Source organism: Rhodopseudomonas palustris (genome assembly GCF_003226555.1).
In the GTDB taxonomy this organism is placed as follows: domain Bacteria; phylum Pseudomonadota; class Alphaproteobacteria; order Rhizobiales; family Xanthobacteraceae; genus Rhodopseudomonas; species Rhodopseudomonas palustris_I.
Map to the genome: position 1 here is coordinate 99377 of NZ_QKQS01000026.1, position 16707 is coordinate 116083.

At 65.8% G+C, this 16707-nt stretch carries 18 protein-coding genes; 11 read left to right on the forward strand and 7 right to left on the reverse strand.

From position 1 onward, the window contains the following. The first annotated feature begins 21 nt into the window (after window positions 1–21). From DNX69_RS20830 to DNX69_RS20840, 3 genes are read left to right on the forward strand one after another with little or no spacing between them, the layout of a single operon-like run. Entirely contained in the window at window positions 22–1077 is a 1056-nt protein-coding gene (locus DNX69_RS20830; protein WP_110787911.1) for a branched-chain amino acid ABC transporter permease, read from the forward strand. Further along, window positions 1064–1798 carry an ABC transporter ATP-binding protein gene (locus DNX69_RS20835; RefSeq protein WP_110787912.1) on the forward strand — a complete coding sequence of 245 codons (735 nt, stop codon included), beginning with the start codon at window positions 1064–1066 and terminating at the stop codon, window positions 1796–1798. The genes DNX69_RS20830 and DNX69_RS20835 overlap by 14 nt, the downstream gene beginning before the upstream one ends. Beyond that, a complete protein-coding gene (locus DNX69_RS20840) occupies window positions 1791–2492 on the forward strand; it encodes an ABC transporter ATP-binding protein (RefSeq protein WP_110787913.1) in 702 nt (233 codons plus the stop codon). Before DNX69_RS20835 ends, DNX69_RS20840 begins: the two co-directional genes overlap by 8 nt. A 121-nt stretch (window positions 2493–2613) precedes the next feature. Here DNX69_RS20840 and DNX69_RS20845 read toward each other — a convergent pair whose 3' ends face one another. Beyond that, a complete protein-coding gene (locus DNX69_RS20845; RefSeq protein WP_110788199.1) occupies window positions 2614–3489 on the reverse strand; it encodes an alpha/beta fold hydrolase in 876 nt (291 codons plus the stop codon). Window positions 3490–3734: 245 nt separating this feature from the next. Between DNX69_RS20845 and DNX69_RS20850 the strand changes: the two genes are divergently transcribed. Next, window positions 3735–4160 (forward strand): ArsR/SmtB family transcription factor, encoded by a 426-nt coding sequence (locus DNX69_RS20850; RefSeq protein ID WP_110787914.1) that lies wholly within the window; start codon window positions 3735–3737, stop codon window positions 4158–4160. A gap of 13 nt (window positions 4161–4173) precedes the next feature. On the opposite strand, the gene DNX69_RS20855 is transcribed toward DNX69_RS20850, so the two are convergent. Together DNX69_RS20855 and DNX69_RS20860 are read right to left on the reverse strand one after the other, a co-directional pair. After that, on the reverse strand, window positions 4174–4548 hold the full coding sequence (locus DNX69_RS20855; RefSeq protein WP_110787915.1) for a rhodanese-like domain-containing protein: 375 nt from the start codon (window positions 4546–4548) through the stop codon (window positions 4174–4176). A gap of 44 nt (window positions 4549–4592) precedes the next feature. Continuing rightward, a complete protein-coding gene (locus DNX69_RS20860; RefSeq protein ID WP_110787916.1) occupies window positions 4593–5720 on the reverse strand; it encodes an NAD(P)/FAD-dependent oxidoreductase in 1128 nt (375 codons plus the stop codon). Window positions 5721–5915: 195 nt separating this feature from the next. On the opposite strand from DNX69_RS20860, the gene DNX69_RS20865 reads away from it, so the two are divergent. Continuing rightward, entirely contained in the window at window positions 5916–6530 is a 615-nt protein-coding gene (locus DNX69_RS20865; protein WP_110787917.1) for an SAM-dependent methyltransferase, read from the forward strand. Between the two features lie 9 nt (window positions 6531–6539). Here the strand turns inward: DNX69_RS20865 and DNX69_RS20870 are convergent, their stop codons facing one another. Further along, window positions 6540–6935 (reverse strand): ArsC/Spx/MgsR family protein, encoded by a 396-nt coding sequence (locus DNX69_RS20870; RefSeq protein ID WP_110787918.1) that lies wholly within the window; start codon window positions 6933–6935, stop codon window positions 6540–6542. 13 nt (window positions 6936–6948) lie between these two features. Continuing rightward, window positions 6949–7539, reverse strand: a complete 591-nt coding sequence (locus tag DNX69_RS20875; protein WP_110787919.1) for a DUF2478 domain-containing protein — start codon at window positions 7537–7539, stop codon at window positions 6949–6951. Window positions 7540–7785: 246 nt separating this feature from the next. Between DNX69_RS20875 and modD the strand changes: the two genes are divergently transcribed. Continuing rightward, the gene (gene modD / locus DNX69_RS20880; RefSeq protein ID WP_110787920.1) at window positions 7786–8628 is read left to right on the forward strand and encodes a ModD protein; all 843 of its coding nucleotides are present in this window, start codon (window positions 7786–7788) and stop codon (window positions 8626–8628) included. A 250-nt stretch (window positions 8629–8878) separates the two neighbouring features. Here the strand turns inward: modD and DNX69_RS20885 are convergent, their stop codons facing one another. After that, complete coding sequence (locus tag DNX69_RS20885) at window positions 8879–10513, reverse strand: class I adenylate-forming enzyme family protein (protein WP_110787921.1); 1635 nt, start codon at window positions 10511–10513, stop codon at window positions 8879–8881. Window positions 10514–10757: 244 nt separating this feature from the next. Here DNX69_RS20885 and DNX69_RS20890 point away from each other — a divergent pair, with 244 nt between their 5' ends. From DNX69_RS20890 to DNX69_RS20910, 5 genes are all read left to right on the forward strand, one after another. After that, window positions 10758–10964, forward strand: a complete 207-nt coding sequence (locus DNX69_RS20890) for a hypothetical protein (RefSeq protein ID WP_110787922.1) — start codon at window positions 10758–10760, stop codon at window positions 10962–10964. 88 nt (window positions 10965–11052) lie between these two features. After that, a complete protein-coding gene (locus tag DNX69_RS20895; protein ID WP_110787923.1) occupies window positions 11053–11703 on the forward strand; it encodes an NUDIX hydrolase in 651 nt (216 codons plus the stop codon). A gap of 141 nt (window positions 11704–11844) precedes the next feature. Continuing rightward, a complete protein-coding gene (locus DNX69_RS20900; protein WP_110787924.1) occupies window positions 11845–12219 on the forward strand; it encodes a protocatechuate 4,5-dioxygenase subunit alpha in 375 nt (124 codons plus the stop codon). Window positions 12220–12234: 15 nt separating this feature from the next. Further along, window positions 12235–13092 carry a class III extradiol dioxygenase family protein gene (locus tag DNX69_RS20905; protein ID WP_110787925.1) on the forward strand — a complete coding sequence of 286 codons (858 nt, stop codon included), beginning with the start codon at window positions 12235–12237 and terminating at the stop codon, window positions 13090–13092. Window positions 13093–13253: 161 nt separating this feature from the next. Continuing rightward, window positions 13254–14441: a cytochrome P450 gene (locus tag DNX69_RS20910; RefSeq protein WP_110787926.1), complete on the forward strand. Its 1188-nt coding sequence runs from the start codon at window positions 13254–13256 to the stop codon at window positions 14439–14441. Between the two features lie 134 nt (window positions 14442–14575). On the opposite strand, the gene DNX69_RS20920 is transcribed toward DNX69_RS20910, so the two are convergent. Next, entirely contained in the window at window positions 14576–16522 is a 1947-nt protein-coding gene (locus tag DNX69_RS20920; RefSeq protein WP_110787928.1) for an alkyl/aryl-sulfatase, read from the reverse strand. Window positions 16523–16707: the final 185 nt, after the last annotated feature.

Sequence of the window (16707 nt, forward strand, 5' to 3'; positions counted from 1 at the left end):
TGCTGTCAGTCGGGCGCCTCGATGACAGACGTCTCGTCGACACTTTCGGAGGTCTCGCCGTCTCGCACCAGGCGTCGCCGCGCGGTGCTGCCGATCATCGAGATCGCGATGCTGGCGATCTTCCTGCTGCTGCCGCTGGTGTTGCAGGACTATCTCACAGTGTTCATGACTCGCGTGCTGATCCTGTGCCTGTTCGCGCTGTCGTTCGATCTGGTGTGGGGCTATGCCGGGATCATGAGCTTCGGCCAGGCCGTGTTCTTCGGCGGCGCCGGCTACGGGGTGGCGCTGCTCGGGCGTGACCTCGGCATCTCCTCGATGCTGCTGGTGGTGCCGGCCGGCGTATTGATCGGGTTTGCGCTGGCGCTCTTGATCGGCGGCTTCCTGCTGCTCGGCCGCAATCCGTCCAGCGTGATCTTCGTCTCGCTCGGCACGCTCACGGCGTCCTACGCGTTCGATCGGCTGGCGCGGGGCTGGTACTATCTCGGCGGCCAGAACGGCATTCCGTCGATCCCGCAGATGACGGTCGGCAGCTACGAGCTCGGCGAGGGGCCGGTGTTCTATTATCTGGCACTGGTGATCCTGGTCTTGGTCTACGCCGTGTGCCGTTATCTGGTGCGCTCGCAGTTTGGCCTCGCGCTCGCAGGCCTGCGCGAGAACGAACAGCGCATCGCCTTCTTCGGCTACAAGGTGCAGCATCTGAAGGCGATCATCTTCTCGCTCGGCGGCGCGATCGCCGGGCTCGCCGGCAGCCTCTACGCCTTCCACGAGGGCTTCGTCTGGCCGAACATGCTCGGCGTGGTGATGTCGACCCAGGTGGTGCTCTATGTCTTGTTCGGCGGCTCGGGCACGCTGATCGGCGCGGTGATCGGCACGGTGGTGATCGAGATCGTGTCGTTCTGGCTGTCGAATTCCTACCAGGACATCTGGCCGATCATTCTCGGCGCGCTGATGCTGCTGGTGATCCTGTTCCGCCCCGCCGGGCTGATCAGCCTGATCGTCAGCCACAGCGAACGGATCGGCAGCTTCGGCCGGCCGCCGAAGCCGCGCCACAAGGAGGGCGGCCATGGCTCTGCTTGAAGCGCGCGGCATGAAGAAGGTGTTCGGCAAGCTCACCGCGCTGAACGGCGCCGAGCTGACGGTGCAGCCCAACGAGTTTCACGGCCTGATCGGGCCGAACGGCTCCGGCAAGAGCACGATGATGAAGTGCATCGCCGGCGCCGAAGTGCCGACGGAGGGCCGCGTCGGCTTCGACGGTGCCGATATCACCGCGGCGTCGCCGGCCGAGCGTGCCCGCGCCGGCATGAGCCTGAAGTTTCAGATCACCTCGGTGCTGCCGGCGCTGACGCTGTACGACAACGTGTTGCTGGCGCTGCAGGGGCAAACCGCGCTGACAAAACTGATGTTCTCGCGCACCCGCGGACTGTTGCACGACAAGGTGATGGCGATGCTGGAGCAGTTTCGGCTGGTCGATCGCGCCGGCGAGCACGCCTCCGCGCTGTCGCATGGTCAGCAGCAATGGCTGGAGATCGCGATGGCGCTGGCACCGGAGCCGAAACTGCTGCTGCTCGACGAGCCGACCGGCGGCATGAGTCTGGAGGAACGCCGTGTCACCGGCGAGCTGCTGGCGCCGATCAAGTCGCGCTGCTCGCTGGTGATCGTGGAGCACGATCTCGATTTCATCCGTGACATCTGCGACCGCCTCACCGTGCTCGATCAGGGCGCGGTGCTCGACACCGGAACGGTCGAGCAAATCCAAGCCAGTCCGAAGGTCCAGGAGGTGTATCTGCGCCGTGCTTGAGGATCATTATCTCGACATTCGCGATCTCGATGCCGGATACGGCCGCAGTCAGGTGCTGTTCGGGGTGACGCTGTCGGCGCCGTGGCGCGGCGGTGTCGCCATTCTGGGGCGCAACGGTGCCGGCAAGACCACCTTGATGAAGGCGATCATGGGCGAACTGCCGGCCAAGCGCGGCAGCGTGTCGCTGGATTCGCGCGACGTCACCAAGCTGCCGACCGAGCAGCGTGTCCGCGCCGGCTTCGGTTATGTGCCGCAGGACCATCCGGTGTTCGCGCGGCTGACCATTCGCGACAATCTCGCGGTCGGGGCGCTGACCAACAAGGACAGTCGCGCGGTCGACCGCGTGCTGGAGATGTTCCCGAAGCTCGGCCAACGGCTCGATCAGGCGGCCGGGACGTTGTCGGGCGGCGAGCGCAAGATGCTGGCGATCGGCCGCGCGATGCTGTCGGAGCCGAGCGTGCTGCTGCTCGATGAGCCGACCGAGGGCGTCTGGATCGGCGTGATCGAGGAGATTACCGATCGGCTGATCGCGCTCGCCAAGGAGATCGCGGTGGTGATCGTCGAGCAGCATCTCGACCTCGCCCTGCGCGTCGCCGACCGCGCCTTCGTGCTCGACCGCGGCCGCGTCGCCCTCACCGGCACCGCCGACGAAGTCCGCAACGACCCGCGGCTGCTGCAATATCTGGCGCCGTAGCAGCGACGGACTGCCTCTCTCCGTCATTGCGAGCGCAGCGAAGCAATCCAGAGGGGCCGTGCACTGAGCTGGATTGCTTCGTCGCTGCGCTCCTCGCAAATGACGCGGAAAGGCATGTGCATCAGTTCGACGAGGCGAACGGAAGCTCCACAAACTCTCCGATCAGCCGCAGCACCTCGTCGGGGCGGTCGTGCTGCAGCCAATGGCCGGCGTCACTGACGATCTCGGAACGAGCGTTCTTGAAATAACGCGACGCTGCAGCGGCCTCGGCCGGGTCGATGAAGCTCTCGCCGGCGAACAGCAGCAGCGCCGGGCAGGTGATCCGCGCCCACAAGTCAGCATATTCGCTCGGTGCCAGCCGGTGTGGCGCCGTCACCCGTTGATACGGATCGAATTTCCACGAGTAGCTGCCGTCGTCGTTGCGGCGGGCCCCATGGGTGGCGAGGTGCAGCGACAGCTCGTGACCGAGGCGCTTGTTATGGGCGCGCATCTGCGCCGCGGCATCGTCGATCGTCGGGTAGTGGCGCGGCTCGCGTCCTTCCAGCCGGTCGAGCTGCCCGAGCCATCTGGTCATCCGCTCGTGCGCCGGCGCCATTTGGGCGTCGGGCCGGACCGTGACGCCGTCGAGCACGACGAGCCGTTCGACCCGCTCCGGGAACGTTCCCGCATACAGCATCGCGATCATGCCGCCCATCGAGTGACCGATCACGGTCGCAGGCGGGGCGTCGGCGAGCGGCGGCAGGCGCGTCAGGTCATAGACGTATTCCGGCAGCGCGTAGCTGCCGCCGCGCGCCCAATCCGAATCGCCATGGCCACGCAGGTCCGGCGCGATCACATGAAAGTGCGGCTGCAGCGCGCGGGCGAGGAGATCCCAGCTTCGGCCGTGATCCTTGCCGCCATGGATCAGCAGCAGCGGCGGTGCGGCAGCATTGCCCCAGTCCCAATAGTGCAGGCGCAGGCCGTGAGATTGAAAGAAGCGGCTTTGTGGTTGTTGCATCTTGTTGTTCGTGCGTTTCCCCGGCTGCAGATAGCCTGGGCCGATCACCGCTTCAATGGGTCTGCAGGACCACAGACGGCGCCCCGGCGATCCCGACCCGGTTCCCCCATAGCGGGCTGACAATCTTTGGCAACACGGATATGCATGGAGGTTACGAAGACGACGTCGTGTCGATCGCGCGTGGACATTGCCGAATTGCGGCGCACCTTCCCTGCGCTGTTTCTCAACCGAACGGAGATGCCTCGATGGCTGCGGTCAGCGGAGTCCGGAAAACCTCTCCGACTCTGAAGCGTGTCGACACAAGCGAGCTGCGCGAAAATGCGGTGGTGGCCGCGGAGTTTTTGAAGACGCTGTCGAACGTGTCGCGCCTGATCATGCTGTGTCAGCTCGCGGAAGGCGAGAAGTCGGTGTCGGAGCTCACCGAATTGCTCGACGAGCGTCAGCCGACGGTGTCGCAGCAGCTCGCCCGGCTGCGCAGCGAGAAGCTGGTGCGGGCGCGCCGCGACGGTCAGCAGGTGTTCTATTCGCTCGCCAGCGAGGAAGTGCGCAGCCTGATCCTGGCGCTGCACGCCACATTCTGTCGCAAGGATCGCGACAAGGACAAAACGTCAGTTGCGCGCGCCAAGACCGCGACTGCGCCGCGGCGGCAGCGCCAAACGGTCGAAGCCTGATCGACGTTCCCACTCAGCCTTCCTGTTTGCTCCCGAACAGACGTTGGAACAGACCCGGCGGCTTCGGGCCCTGCACCGTGGGAAAGCCGGCCTTGCGCCACGCCAGAATGCCGCCGCCGAGCACGTAAGGCTCGCACACGCCGTTGGCCTTGGCTGCGATCTGCCCCGCATACATCCGGGTGCGACCGCCGGAATGGCAGAAGAAGATCGCCTTGTGGCCCTGCGCCGCGCCGAGATCGCCGTGTTTGAAACCGGTCAGCGGCAGTTCGATCGCGCCGTCGATGTGTTCGCGCTCGATCTCGTGACGCTCGCGCACATCGACCAGCACCGCGCCGTCGTGCGTCATCATGCGATGGGCTTCGATCGGCGAAATCGTCTTCACGCTCATAGGCCGTTCGTCTCCATCTTGTCGGCTATGCGCCGATGCAGTCGTCAGCGGAATGTCGTCAGGTAGTGACGTTCGAACAAGCGCTTCAGCCAATGAAACAGCTTCATCTTTGGGCCGACGAAGTTGAAGCGCTGGTTGCGAAACACCAGCATGCCGGAATCCAGCGTGTCGACGATGCACACCAATTCGGGCTTGAAGCGAGTGCTCGGCTGCTGCCCCGCTTCGACCGCGGCGATATTGGCCGCCACCGCGATCGCCTGCAAATCGGCCTGATGCGCCTGCTTCGGCATCCAGTCGGGGCCGGGGAACGAACCGGCGTCACCGGCAACCCAGACATTGGCGAGATTTTCGACGCGGCACAGTTCATCCGCCTTGATCATGCCGCCGGCTGACAGTGGCAGCTCGGTGGCCTCCAGCCAGGCCGGTCCAGTCAGTCCCGGCATGAACAGGATCAGGTCGGCGTCGATCTCGCCGTCCTCGAGCACGACTTTGCGTTCTTCAAAGCGGAGAATCTTGCGGCCCAGCCGAGTGGCGATGCCGCGGCTTTTCATCTCCTGCAGCAGGCCGTCGACTGCGCGCTCGCCGAGCCGAGCACCGGGACGCGGCGCCGGGCTGAAGAACACGATCTCGAAGCCCGGCCGCTTTCCCTGCCGGCGCAGCAGCGTATCGATGATGAACAGAAACTCGAACATCGGCCCGCCGCGCATCGCGCCGGGCTCGTTCGGATTGGTGGCGAAGCCGACCGCGATGGTGCCGCCCTTCAGCGCATCCAGCCGCCGACCGATCTCCTCGCCGACCTTGATGCCTTCGCACGGGATCAGCGCATGTTCGATGCCCGGCAGCTTGCGGATGAAGCGGCCGCCGGTGGCGACGATCAGATGATCGTTACTCAGTTCGCCGCGGTCGGTCACGACGGTGCGGCCAGCGTCTTTCAGGCCGGTGGCGGAGGCTTCAACGAAGTCGATCCGGTGTTTGCGCAGGAAGTGATCGAGCGGCACTTTCAGCCGCTCGCCCTGGCGGATGCCGGCGGGAATCCAGATCGAGCTCGGCAGGAAGTGCAATTCACGCCGCGGCGAGATCATCGTGATCGTGGCGTCGACCTTGCGCTTGCGCAGCTCGCGGGCGGCGGTGAGGCCGGCAAAGCCCGAACCGATGATGGTGATGTTCCGCATCGTGGCGAATCCTCGTTGGCGCGTCGCACGTCGCCTCCGCCCGATCCGTCGCATGGCCGCGGGCCGCCGGTCTGTGACGATGTCACCGCCGCGGCGCGTCCGATCTGTCATCAAGCGATCGGGAATTGCGCCGGCCCCACGCTGCCGCCAAGCTGGCGCCGCGACTCGGCGTTTTGAAGGGGAGAACCGGTGACCATGGCATCCGAACACCTCGATATGTGGGAGAGCCGGTTTGGCGGTGACGGCTATGTGTTCGGTACTGAGCCGAATGCGTTCTTGGCGTCGTGCCGTGAGCTGCTGCCGAAGCAGGGGCGGGCGCTGTCGATCGCCGATGGCGAGGGCCGAAACGGCGTGTTCCTCGCCGAATGCGGGCTGTCGGTGCTGTCTGTCGATTTCTCGCCGAACGCGCAGGCCAAGGCGCAACGACTGGCGGCTGCGCGCGGCGTGACCATCGACACGCGATGCGCCGATCTGTTGAGCTGGCAATGGCCGCGCGACGTCGACGTGATCGCCGGCATCTTCTTCCAGTTCGTCGAACCGGAGCAACGCCCGGCGGTGTTCCGGAACATCCGCGATGCGCTGAAGCCCGGCGGTCTGTTGCTGATCGAGGGCTATCGGCCGAAGCAACTGGTCTACAAGACCGGCGGTCCGAGCCGTGCGGAAAACCTCTACACCCGCGAATTGCTGGAGCAGGCGTTCGGCGATTTCGACAATCTCAGCATTCGCGAGCACGACAGCGAGATCAACGAGGGCGCCGGCCACGCCGGACTATCGGCGCTGATCGATCTGATCGGTTGGAAACCGAAATAGCCGGAGGTATCAGTCGTCCATCGCACAGCCGTCGAACACGCGCGGGGCTCCGGTCTGCAGCCCGAGCCAGGCGTCGACGACGGCTTGATCGAAGCCGACCTCGCGGCGGTCGCCCGATTGCATCAGCGGGCGGCGGATCAGCAGCGGATCGTCGATCATCAGCTTCAGTGCGGCGTCCTCGCTGAGCGCGGCGAAATCGATCGCGCCGGCTTTCACTTTCGGCGACGACTGATTGAACCACTGCGCCAGCGGCTTGTCGCCGAAGAACGGTCGCAGCGTCTCCCGCGCCCAAGGCTCTGCGAGCAGATTGCGGACATCCAACTCGTGACCCGAGGCGGTGAGCAGCGCCTTTTGCCGCGCGTTGTCGACGCAGCCGGGCTTTTCGTAGAATACGACGTGAGCCATCGCAGCGCGTCCTTCAGCAGATCGTCTTCCAGATCCAGTCGTCGACGGCTGCGTCGCCCGCCGCGGCGGGCGCGAGCCGCGGCACGATGCCGGCCCACCAGGCTTCGATCGCCTCCCGGCTGCACGGCAGGATCGCGCCTTCGTCGCCGATGAACTCGCGCCAGGCGTCTTCGCATTTCTCCGGCACCGCAGTGAGCAGCGGCCGGCCGGCCACGATCGCCTCGGCGAATTCGTTGCGGAGTCCTTTGCCGGTGGCTTCTTGTTTCGAGAATTTGTTGATCACGACCAGCGCGGCGCCACTCGCGACCGCGCGCGTCACGGCGCGCGCGGACTCGGCCAGTCCGCCGGCGTCGAGCTTGCACGAGCCCGCGCCGCTGCCGAGCGTCTGCGAGATGCCGATCGCCTCGCCGGTCATCAGGTCGATCAGCTGCATGTCGATCTTCCTGCCGGTCGCGTCCCTGATGTTCCGCTGCACGATGCCGCCGAGCCGGTCCCCGGCCGCGAGCCGCGCGAATGCGAACTCCGCGAGCAGCGTGTCGACGTCGTCCTCGCCGTGGTAGACGATCGCGGCGATCTGCGGAGCCTCTGCGATGCTGTGCGTCATCCCTGCACCCTCCGGTCGGTGTGCTCATCATCGGTTTAGCAAGCGCCGTGCCGATTGTCCGAGTGCTTCCTTTGCCTGCTAGGCGGTTGATTCGACGATCGTTTCATGCCGCCCATCAGCTCTGAGGTTTTGATCGCAAACCCGACAGCGTTGTATAGTCGTGGACATAACGGTGAGAAGCGGAGATGTTGCGCCGGAACCGCTGCGCGTCAAATGCGCCGAACGACCAACTGGGGGACCTTATTCATGCCTGCCGCCACCACTGCCGAACTGGAGTGCCTGCTCGACGACGATGTGCCTTGCGGCGACCTCACCACCGAGGCGCTGGGCATCGGCGCCGCGCCCGGCGTGATGACGTTTGCGGCGCGCGATCCGATGATGCTGGCGCTCGCTGAAGATGCCGCCGCGATCATCCGGCTGTGCGGCGGCGAGGTCGAATTGGTCGCCTCCTCCGGCAGTCGGCTCGCGGCGGGTGCTTCGATCCTCACCGCCCGCGGCAGCGCGTCGGCGCTGCTGCGGAGCTGGAAGGTGGCGCAGACGCTGATCGAGATCTGGTCCGGCGTTGCCACCGCGGCACGCGACATCGTCGATGCGGCGCGCGCGGTGTCGCCAAGCATCGCGGTCGCCTGCACCCGCAAGAATACGCCGGGCACCAAGCGGTTCGCGGTCGCCGCCGTGAAGGCCGGCGGCGCCACCATGCACCGGCTCGGCCTGTCCGAAACCGTGCTGGTGTTCAGCGAGCATCGCGGCTTTCTCGACGAGCCGTTGGCGGCGACGGTGTCCCGGCTGCGCGCCACGTTGCCGGAGAAGAAGTTGATCACCGAAGTGGCGTCGATCGAGGCGGCGCTCGCCGCGGCGGACGCCGGTTTCGACGTGCTGCAGCTCGAGAAATTCGCGCCCGCCGACGTCGCGGCGCTGGCGCAGCAACTTGCCGCGCGGCCCTCGCGCCCGGTGATCGCGGTCGCCGGCGGCGTCAACGCCGGCAATGCCGCGGCCTATGGGGAGGCCGGCGCGCAGGTGCTGGTGACCTCGGCGCCGTACACCGCCAAGCCGCGCGACGTGCAGGTGCGGATCACGCCGGCGAAGTAATAATTAGCTGCAGGGTCGCGCTCCTCCACAAGCGAGGCGCGCTCCCTCTCCCGCTTGCGGCAGAGGGCTGGGGGTGAGGGCCTCCCGGGCAGTTTGCCACTCGCGGAGAGGAGTGCCCTCACCCGCCGCGCTTCGCGCGTCGACCTCTCCCGCAAGCGGGAGAGGTTGCGCTGCCGTTGGGGCGAGGGTGCGCTAACTCCGCGCATGACGGTCCCTATTTACGCGACGCCTAGCTCTTTCGCTTCGTGAACTACGACCTCGCGTAACTCGCCGCCCGGTCCGCGATCGTCTCGCGGAGCACCGTTTTCTGGATCTTGCCGTTGGCGTTGCGGGGCAGGGGTGTGGTGCGGATGATGATGCTTTCCGGCACCTTGTAGTCCGACATTCTGGCCGCGCAGTAGGCGACGACGTCGCGCTCGCTCAGGCTGGCACCTTCGTTCGTCACCACGATGGCATTGACGCGCTCGCCGAGCACCGGATCGGGTGTGCCGATGATCGCGGTTTCCAGCACACCGTCGATGCCGCAGATCACATTCTCGACTTCGGCCGAGAAGATCTTGAAGCCGCCGCGGTTGATCATGTCCTTCTTGCGGTCGAATACGCGGACGAAACCGTCCTTGTCGATCGAGCCGATGTCGCCGCTGCGCCAATAGCCGTCCACGAACTCCTTGGCGTTGGCGTCGGGCCGCTGCCAATAGCGCGGCACCACCATCGGGCCGGAGATCAACAGTTCGCCGGGCTCGCCGGGCGCGACCTCTTTGTCGTCGGCATCGACGACCCGGGCATGCGCATAGGGGACCACCTGGCCGACGCTGTCCATGTGATCGCGCCAATAGGCCTGCGGCATGATCGTGGTCGGCGACGTGGTTTCGGTCGCCCCATAGGCGTTGCGGAGCTGCAGGTTCGGCAGCCGCTTGCTCAGCATCTCGATGGTCGGGACCGGCATCGGCGCGCCGCCGAAACAGCCGATCCGCCATGCCGACAGATCGTATTGCGCGAAGTCGGGGTGCATCACGGCGAGCGTGTAGATCGCCGGCACCAGGATCGACCAAGTGATCTGTTCGCGGGCCGCGAGGGCCAGAAAGTCGGCGGTCTTGAACGCTTGCCGCATCAGCACGACGCAGCCGCCGGCGGCGATCGTCGCGTAGGATACGGCAACGAGGCCGGTCACATGCGACAGCGGCACCGCGACCAGACCGCGGTCGCGCTCGGTCAGCTCGTGCGCGCGCGCGAACGCGTAGGACGAATGCAGGATGCTGAGATGTGTCAGCTCGGCGCCCTTGGGTTTGCCGGTGGTGCCGGAGGTGTAGAGGATCACCGCGGTGTCGTCCTCGTGCATCTCCGCGAGCGGCGCGTTCGCCGGATCGGCGGCGAGCAGATCCTCGAACGGCCGCGCGCCGTCGGCGCCACCGTGCGCGACGAAGCGATGCACAAGTTGCGGCACCTCGGCGGCTGCCGGGACTTCGTCTGCCAGCTCGGCCTCGAACACCACGATCTTAGCGCCGCTGTTGTTCAGCAGGAATTCGAGTTCGGCGCGGCGCTGGCGGATGCCGATCGGCACCACCAGCACGCCGAGCCGGTTGCAGGCGAGCGTCGCCGCCAGGAACTCCCAGCAATTGCTGAGGAACAGCGCGACCCGGTCGCCTTTGCGGGTGCCCAGCGCGGTCAGCGAGGCCGCGATGCTGCGGACTAGGCGATCGAGCTCCCGATAGCTGAGCGCGCGGTCGTCGACGATCGCCGGACGGTCGCCGAACCGCGCGACCAGATCCTCAAACATGGCTGCGAGATGGGCGGGGCGCTCGGAGAAGCACAGCATCGACCGGCCGTCGTAGTGAGTCTCGCGGCGCAGCGCGCCACCGATGCCGGCCTCGGGCCAGAAGGTCATGAGTGTTTCCTCTTTGGTCGTTGGGACGCCGCGGTGGCTCCCGCGATCGTCGGGCGGCTGTTTGCAGCGCCGCGGTAATTCTATCCCGGCTCGGCGGTGAACCGCCAGTCGGCGCTTCGGTGTGCCACCGCGCGGAAATTGTCCCGTGTCAGCGACGCGCTGACACAACGACGTCAGCATGGCCTCCTAGGATAGCAATTTACGGCGGCGGTAGCCTCCGCCGATTGATATCAGGGAACCAGCGATGAGATTGTCAGACGTGGAATGTGAATGCGGTGCGATGTACCGCTGCGCTGAATCCGAAACGCTCGACGGTGAGCCGGGCAATCTGCACTGCGCCAATTGCGGCCGGATCGTCGAGGCGTGGCAGACCCGCAGCAAGCGGGTGTATCGCTGCGTGCTGACGCCGGATCGCAGCTATCCGGTGGTGACGCCGCCGCCGGCGCCTTGAGTAGCTTTCGGCGCCCCGCGCGGGAATGCGCGACAATGTTGAGGTGTCATGTTCCGCCGCGGCTCGCTTGACGGCCGCTTGATCCTATATTGAGGAGGCAGAATTTCCGACGACGAAGGGCGGTAGATTGCGAACTCCGGTGCTGGCAGCAGGCGGAATTGTGTTGCGGCGCGGTAACGAACCGTTGTTTGCGGTCGTCCGGATGCGTAAGCGCAACGATTGGGTGCTGCCCAAGGGCAAGCTCGACCTCGGCGAGACGCCGCGCGCGGCTGCCGAGCGCGAGGTGCTCGAAGAAACCGGCCATGTCGTCGCGGTGCACGAGTTCATTGGCACACTCGCCTATGATTCCGGCGGCCGTTTCAAGGCGGTGCATTTCTGGCGGATGGAAGCCGAGCCGGAGCAGACCCTGCCGCTGATGAAGGACATTCGTGCGGTCGATTGGCTGCCGCTCGATGAAGCGATCCTGCGTCTGTCGCGCAGCTACGAGCAGGCGTTTCTGAGCGAGGTCGGCGCCTTGGTGCTGGAAGCGGCCGGCCACGTCTCGTCCGAAGCGTCCGCCACGCCTCCTCCGCCGCGTTGCCCGACCAGCCCATTGCCGACCGGCGATGAGTTGGTCGCCGACCTTGCCGAAGCTCCGTCTTTGGCGCTGGAGCAGCCTTCCGACGCGCTCGAACCTCAGCCACCGCTGTCGCTGCTGCAACGACTGCGCCGATGGATGCGGGGTGAGCGGCGCTCGTGATCGTTTCAAAACGGAGCGCGCCGCTGTGGTCGGAATTCTCCTGACATTTGATCCAAGTCAATCAAGGCCCTCTGCTGCCGCCTATCGTTCGCGAAATTTGGCCGCAAGGCCGTCAGGCAGGAAACGTCAACAGGGGATGCCATGAGTCAGGCATTGGCGGCTGGCGCCGGACGCGCCAAGCGCGAGATCTTCGGGACACCGATCTTCGGTCCGGAAGCCGCGCAGAAGGGCTACGCCCTCAACAAGATGTGCTTCTCGTTCAACGAGGCTTCTAACCGCGCAGAATTCGTCCGCGACGAGGCCGCGTATTGCGCGCGCTACGGTCTCACCGCCGCGCAGACCGAGGCGATCCTCGGACGCGATCTGCTCAAGCTGCTCGACGAGGGCGGCAACGCCTACTACCTCGCCAAGTTCGCCGGCATCCTCGGCCTCAACATGCAGGACATCGGCGCGCTGCAGACCGGTATGACGGTCGAGCAGTTCAAGGCGAAGCTTTTGGCGGCGCGGGACAATTGAGAGGGGACACCTGACATGGCGACGATCATCGGCGGCCTGGCTGCTTCGCACGTCCCCGCGATCGGCGGGGCGATGGCCAAGGGCCTGCAGAAGGATCCGTACTGGGCGCCGTTTTTCGATGGCTTCGACGCACCGTGCCGCTGGCTCGACGCGGCCAAGCCCGATGCCGCGGTGGTGATCTACAACGATCACGGCCTCAACTTCTTCCTCGACAAGATGCCGACCTTCGCGGTCGGCGCCGCGCCGGAGTATCGCAACGACGACGAAGGCTGGGGCATCCCGGTGATGGCGCCGTTCAAGGGCGACACCAAGCTGTCGTGGCACATCATCGAGACGCTGGTGGAGTCCGAATTCGATCCTGTCACCTGTCAGGAGATGCTGGTCGATCACGCCTACAGCCTGCCGATGGAGCTGTTCCTGCGCGGCCGCGCTCACGAGATTCCGACCGTTCCGGTGGTGGTCAACACCGTGCAGCATCCGCTGCCGTCGCTGCGCCGCTGCTTCAAGCTCGGTCAGGCGATCGGTCGCGCGATCGAGAGCTATCCGGAAGATCTGAAAGTGGTGGTGATCGGCACCGGCGGTCTGTCGCATCAGCTCGAAGGCCAGCGTGCCGGCTTCATCAACACCGCGTTCGACAAGCGCTGCATGGACGCGATGACCGGCGACATCGAGAGCCTGCTCGACATCGACCCGCACCAACTGGTCGAACTCGCCGGTAGCCAGGGCGTCGAGGTGATGAACTGGGTGGCAATGCGCGGCGCGCTTCTCGGCGACCTCCACGAGCTGCACCGCAACTATCATCTGCCGATCTCCAACACCGCGTCGGGCATCATGCTGATCGAGAACCGGCCGCGGCTGGCGCGGGCGGCGTAGGCTCGTCGGTTCCGCGGCGTTCCTACGCAAAGATCGTCATGCCCGGGCTTGACCCGGGCATCGGCGAAGCCAAGCAACGCAGTGACCGTTGCCGTGGATGGCCGGGTCAAGCCCGGCCATGACGAAGTACCAAGCCGCAGCAACTCCCGAGGATTCGCCCGATGTTCAGCTTCGATCCTTACTCCCCCGCGGTCGATGCCGACCCGTTCCCGCTCTACAAGACGCTGCGCGACGAACATCCGGTGTACTGGAGCGAGCCGGCGCAAATGTGGATTCTGTCGCGCTATCTCGATGTCGCCGGCGCCGGCAGCAACTGGCAGGTGTTCTCCTCGGCCAAGGGCAACCTAATGACCGAGCTGCCGAACCGCGCCGGCGCCACGCTCGGCACCACCGATCCGCCGCGCCACGACCGGCTGCGCGGCCTGGTGCAGCACGCTTTCATGAAGCGCAATCTGGAGGCGCTGGCCGAGCCGATGCGCGAGATCGCGCGCGATGCCGCCGAAGCCTTGCGCGGGCGCGAGCAGTTCGACTTCATCAGCGACTTTTCGTCCAAGTTCACCGTGCGGGTGCTGTTTGCGGCGCTCGGCCTGCCGATGGGCGATGAGCAGACCGTGCGGGACAAGGCTGTGCTGATGGTGCAGAGCGATCCGGTGACCCGCGCCAAGGGCCCTGAGCATCTCGCCGCCTATGCCTGGATGCAGGACTACGCGTCGAGCGTGATCGCACAGCGCCGCGCCGAGCCGAAGAACGACCTGATCTCGCATTTCAGCATGGCCGAGATCGACGGCGACAGGCTCGACGAGCGCGAGGTGCTGCTGACCACCACGACGCTGATCATGGCCGGCATCGAGTCGCTCGGCGGCTTCATGAGTATGCTGGCGCTGAATCTGGCCGATTTCGCCGACGCTCGCCGCACCGTGGTGGCCGATCCGGCGCTGCTGCCGGACGCGGTGGAGGAGTCGCTGCGCTACAACACCTCGGCGCAGCGATTCAGGCGCTGCCTGCAGAGCGACCTGACCCTGCACGGCGTGCCCATGAAGGCGGGCGACTTCGTCTGCCTGGCCTACGGCTCGGCCAATCGCGACGAGCGGCAGTTTCCGAATCCGGACGTGTACGACCTGAAGCGCAAGCCCAAGGGCCATCTCGGCTTCGGCGGCGGCGTGCACGGCTGTCTCGGATCGGCGATCGCCCGGATGGCGATCAAAATCGCGTTCGACGAATTCCACAAGGTCGTGCCGGACTACACGCGCACCGAGCAGCAGCTGAACTGGATGCCGTCGTCGACCTTCCGCAGCCCGTTGCGGTTGCAGTTCGCGGTCGAGCAAGCGTCGGCGCGGTCCGCGGCGTAAGCGCATTATCACCTTGCGATGCCGTCATTGCGAGGAGCGAAGCGACGAAGCAATCCAGCGCGCCATGCGGGATGCGTCTAGATTGCTTCGCTGCGCTCGCAATGACCTCCAAACGAAGTTCGCAGCCCCGCCGCTCAGCTCACTGCATTCCGCTTCGGTTCGACGATCTCGAACATCCGCGGGAATTCGTCCATCAGCCCCATCAGTTCGGCGAGCTTCATCGGATTGCCGCTGACCTTGATCTTGCCGGCCATCACCGCCTCCGGAAACGAGGTCTGCTTGGCGATCACCTCGTCGAGCAGGCTGCGCGGTAACGCGAAGCCGGCGTCGGCCGTGGCCGATTGGACGCCCGCCACATAGGTCAACGCGCAGTTCTCCAGCGTCAGCACCCAGTCTTCGCCGGTGTCGGTGAACTGCCAGTTCAGCACGATGGTCTTGCCTTCCGCCTTCGGCCCGTTGAGCCGGACGCCGAGCACATCCCAGATCTGAGAAGTCTTGAGCGCCGCCAGCGTCTCGCGCGGCATCCCCGGCCGGGCCGGCATGTTCGGCATACCGTGGCGCAGCTCCTGGGCGCCGAACAGATAGGCGTTCCGCCAGGTGGCGCTCTCGGATTGGTAGCCGAGCTGCTCGAACGTGTCGGCCAGCAGATGCCGGCCTTCCTGATTGTCCGGATCGGCGAACACCAGATGGCTGAGCGCCTGCGCGATGAAGCGGAATTCGCCGCGGTCGAAATCGGCGCGCGCCTTCGCCAACAGCGCGTCCGCCCCGCCCATGTAATCGACGTACTTCTTTCCGGCGTCGACCGGCGGCAGCGGATCGAGATTGGCCGGGTTGGCGTCGTACCAGCCGAGATACTTCTGGTAGATCGCCTTCACGTTGTGGCGGATGTGGCCGTAATAGCCGCGGGCATGCCAGGCCGCGTCGAGGCTCTTCGGCAGGCGGATGGTCTCGGCGATCTCGGCGGCGTTGAGGCCGTGGTTCATCAGCCGCAGCGTCTGGTCGTGGGCGAACTTGTAGATGTCGCGCTGCTGGCGGATCATCAGGTCGATGCGCTCGGTGCCCCACACCGGCCAATGGTGCTGGCCGCACATCACCTCGGCCCTGCCACCCCAGAGCTGCAGGGCTTCCCCGAGATAGCCCGACCACGCCAGCGCATCGCGCACGTCGGCGCCGCGGAACGGCAGCAGATTGTGGAAGTTGTGGGTGCAGTTTTCGGCGAGGTTCAGCAGTCTGTAGCGCGGAATGTAGAAGTGCATCTCCGCGGGCGCTTCGGAGTTCGGCGCCATCTGGAATTCAAACTCGACGCCGTCGATGCAGCGGGTATCGCCGGTCGCTTTGATCAGGTCGGTCGGCCGCAACAGCGCCGTGCTGCCGGCGGCCATCGTCTTGCCGAGGCCGCAATCGACATGGCCGCGCGGCCCCTTGGCGAGCAGCGGTCCGAACTGATACTGCGCGCGCCGCAGCATCGCCGGCCCGGCGATGATGTTCTCGGAGACGGCGTGCTCCATGAACAGATCGGGCGCGATGATCGGCACCCGTCCGCTCGCGAGTGCGTTGTCGTCGAGCACGCCGCGGGCGCCGCCCCAATGATCCGCATGGGTGTGGGTGAAGATCACCGCCACCACCGGCCTGTCGCCGCGGTGGCGGCAATAGAGCTGCATCGCCGCGCGGGCGCCCTCGATCGAGGTCAGGGTGTCGACCACGATCACGCCGCTGTCACCCTCGATCAGCGTCATGTTGGCGATGTCGAAGCCGCGGACCTGATACACGCCGGGTACGACCTCGAAAAGCCCGTGCTGCATGTTCAGCCGGGACTGCCGCCACAGGCTCGGATCGACGCTCGGCGGCGCGGTTTCGTCCTGCAGAAACCGGTACGGTTCGAGACTCCAAACGGTGCGGCCTTGTGCGGATTCGACCGTGGCATGATCGATGCTGCCGAGGAAGCCGCGTGCGGCGTCGTCGAAGTCGCTGGTGTCGGAGAATGGCAGCTCGTTCAGCACTGCCGCGTGGCGGGCGATCACAGGTGCGGAGGCATCCTTTGGCGCAAGCGCATCGTCTGCGATTTTGGCGGTCTCGCTCATCCTCGGTCTCCTCCGGTCTTCGTCGTCTGTCCGCGACGGCGGCATCTCAACCGATGCAGAAACGGATTGCAATCGCAGGTCCGCACCTTACGATTAGTTCATGTAACGACATGATGCCCGAAGCGCCGCGGCAGGCGAGGGAGACATTCATGAAACTAATCACGGCTGTTGAAAAGCTCCCGAAG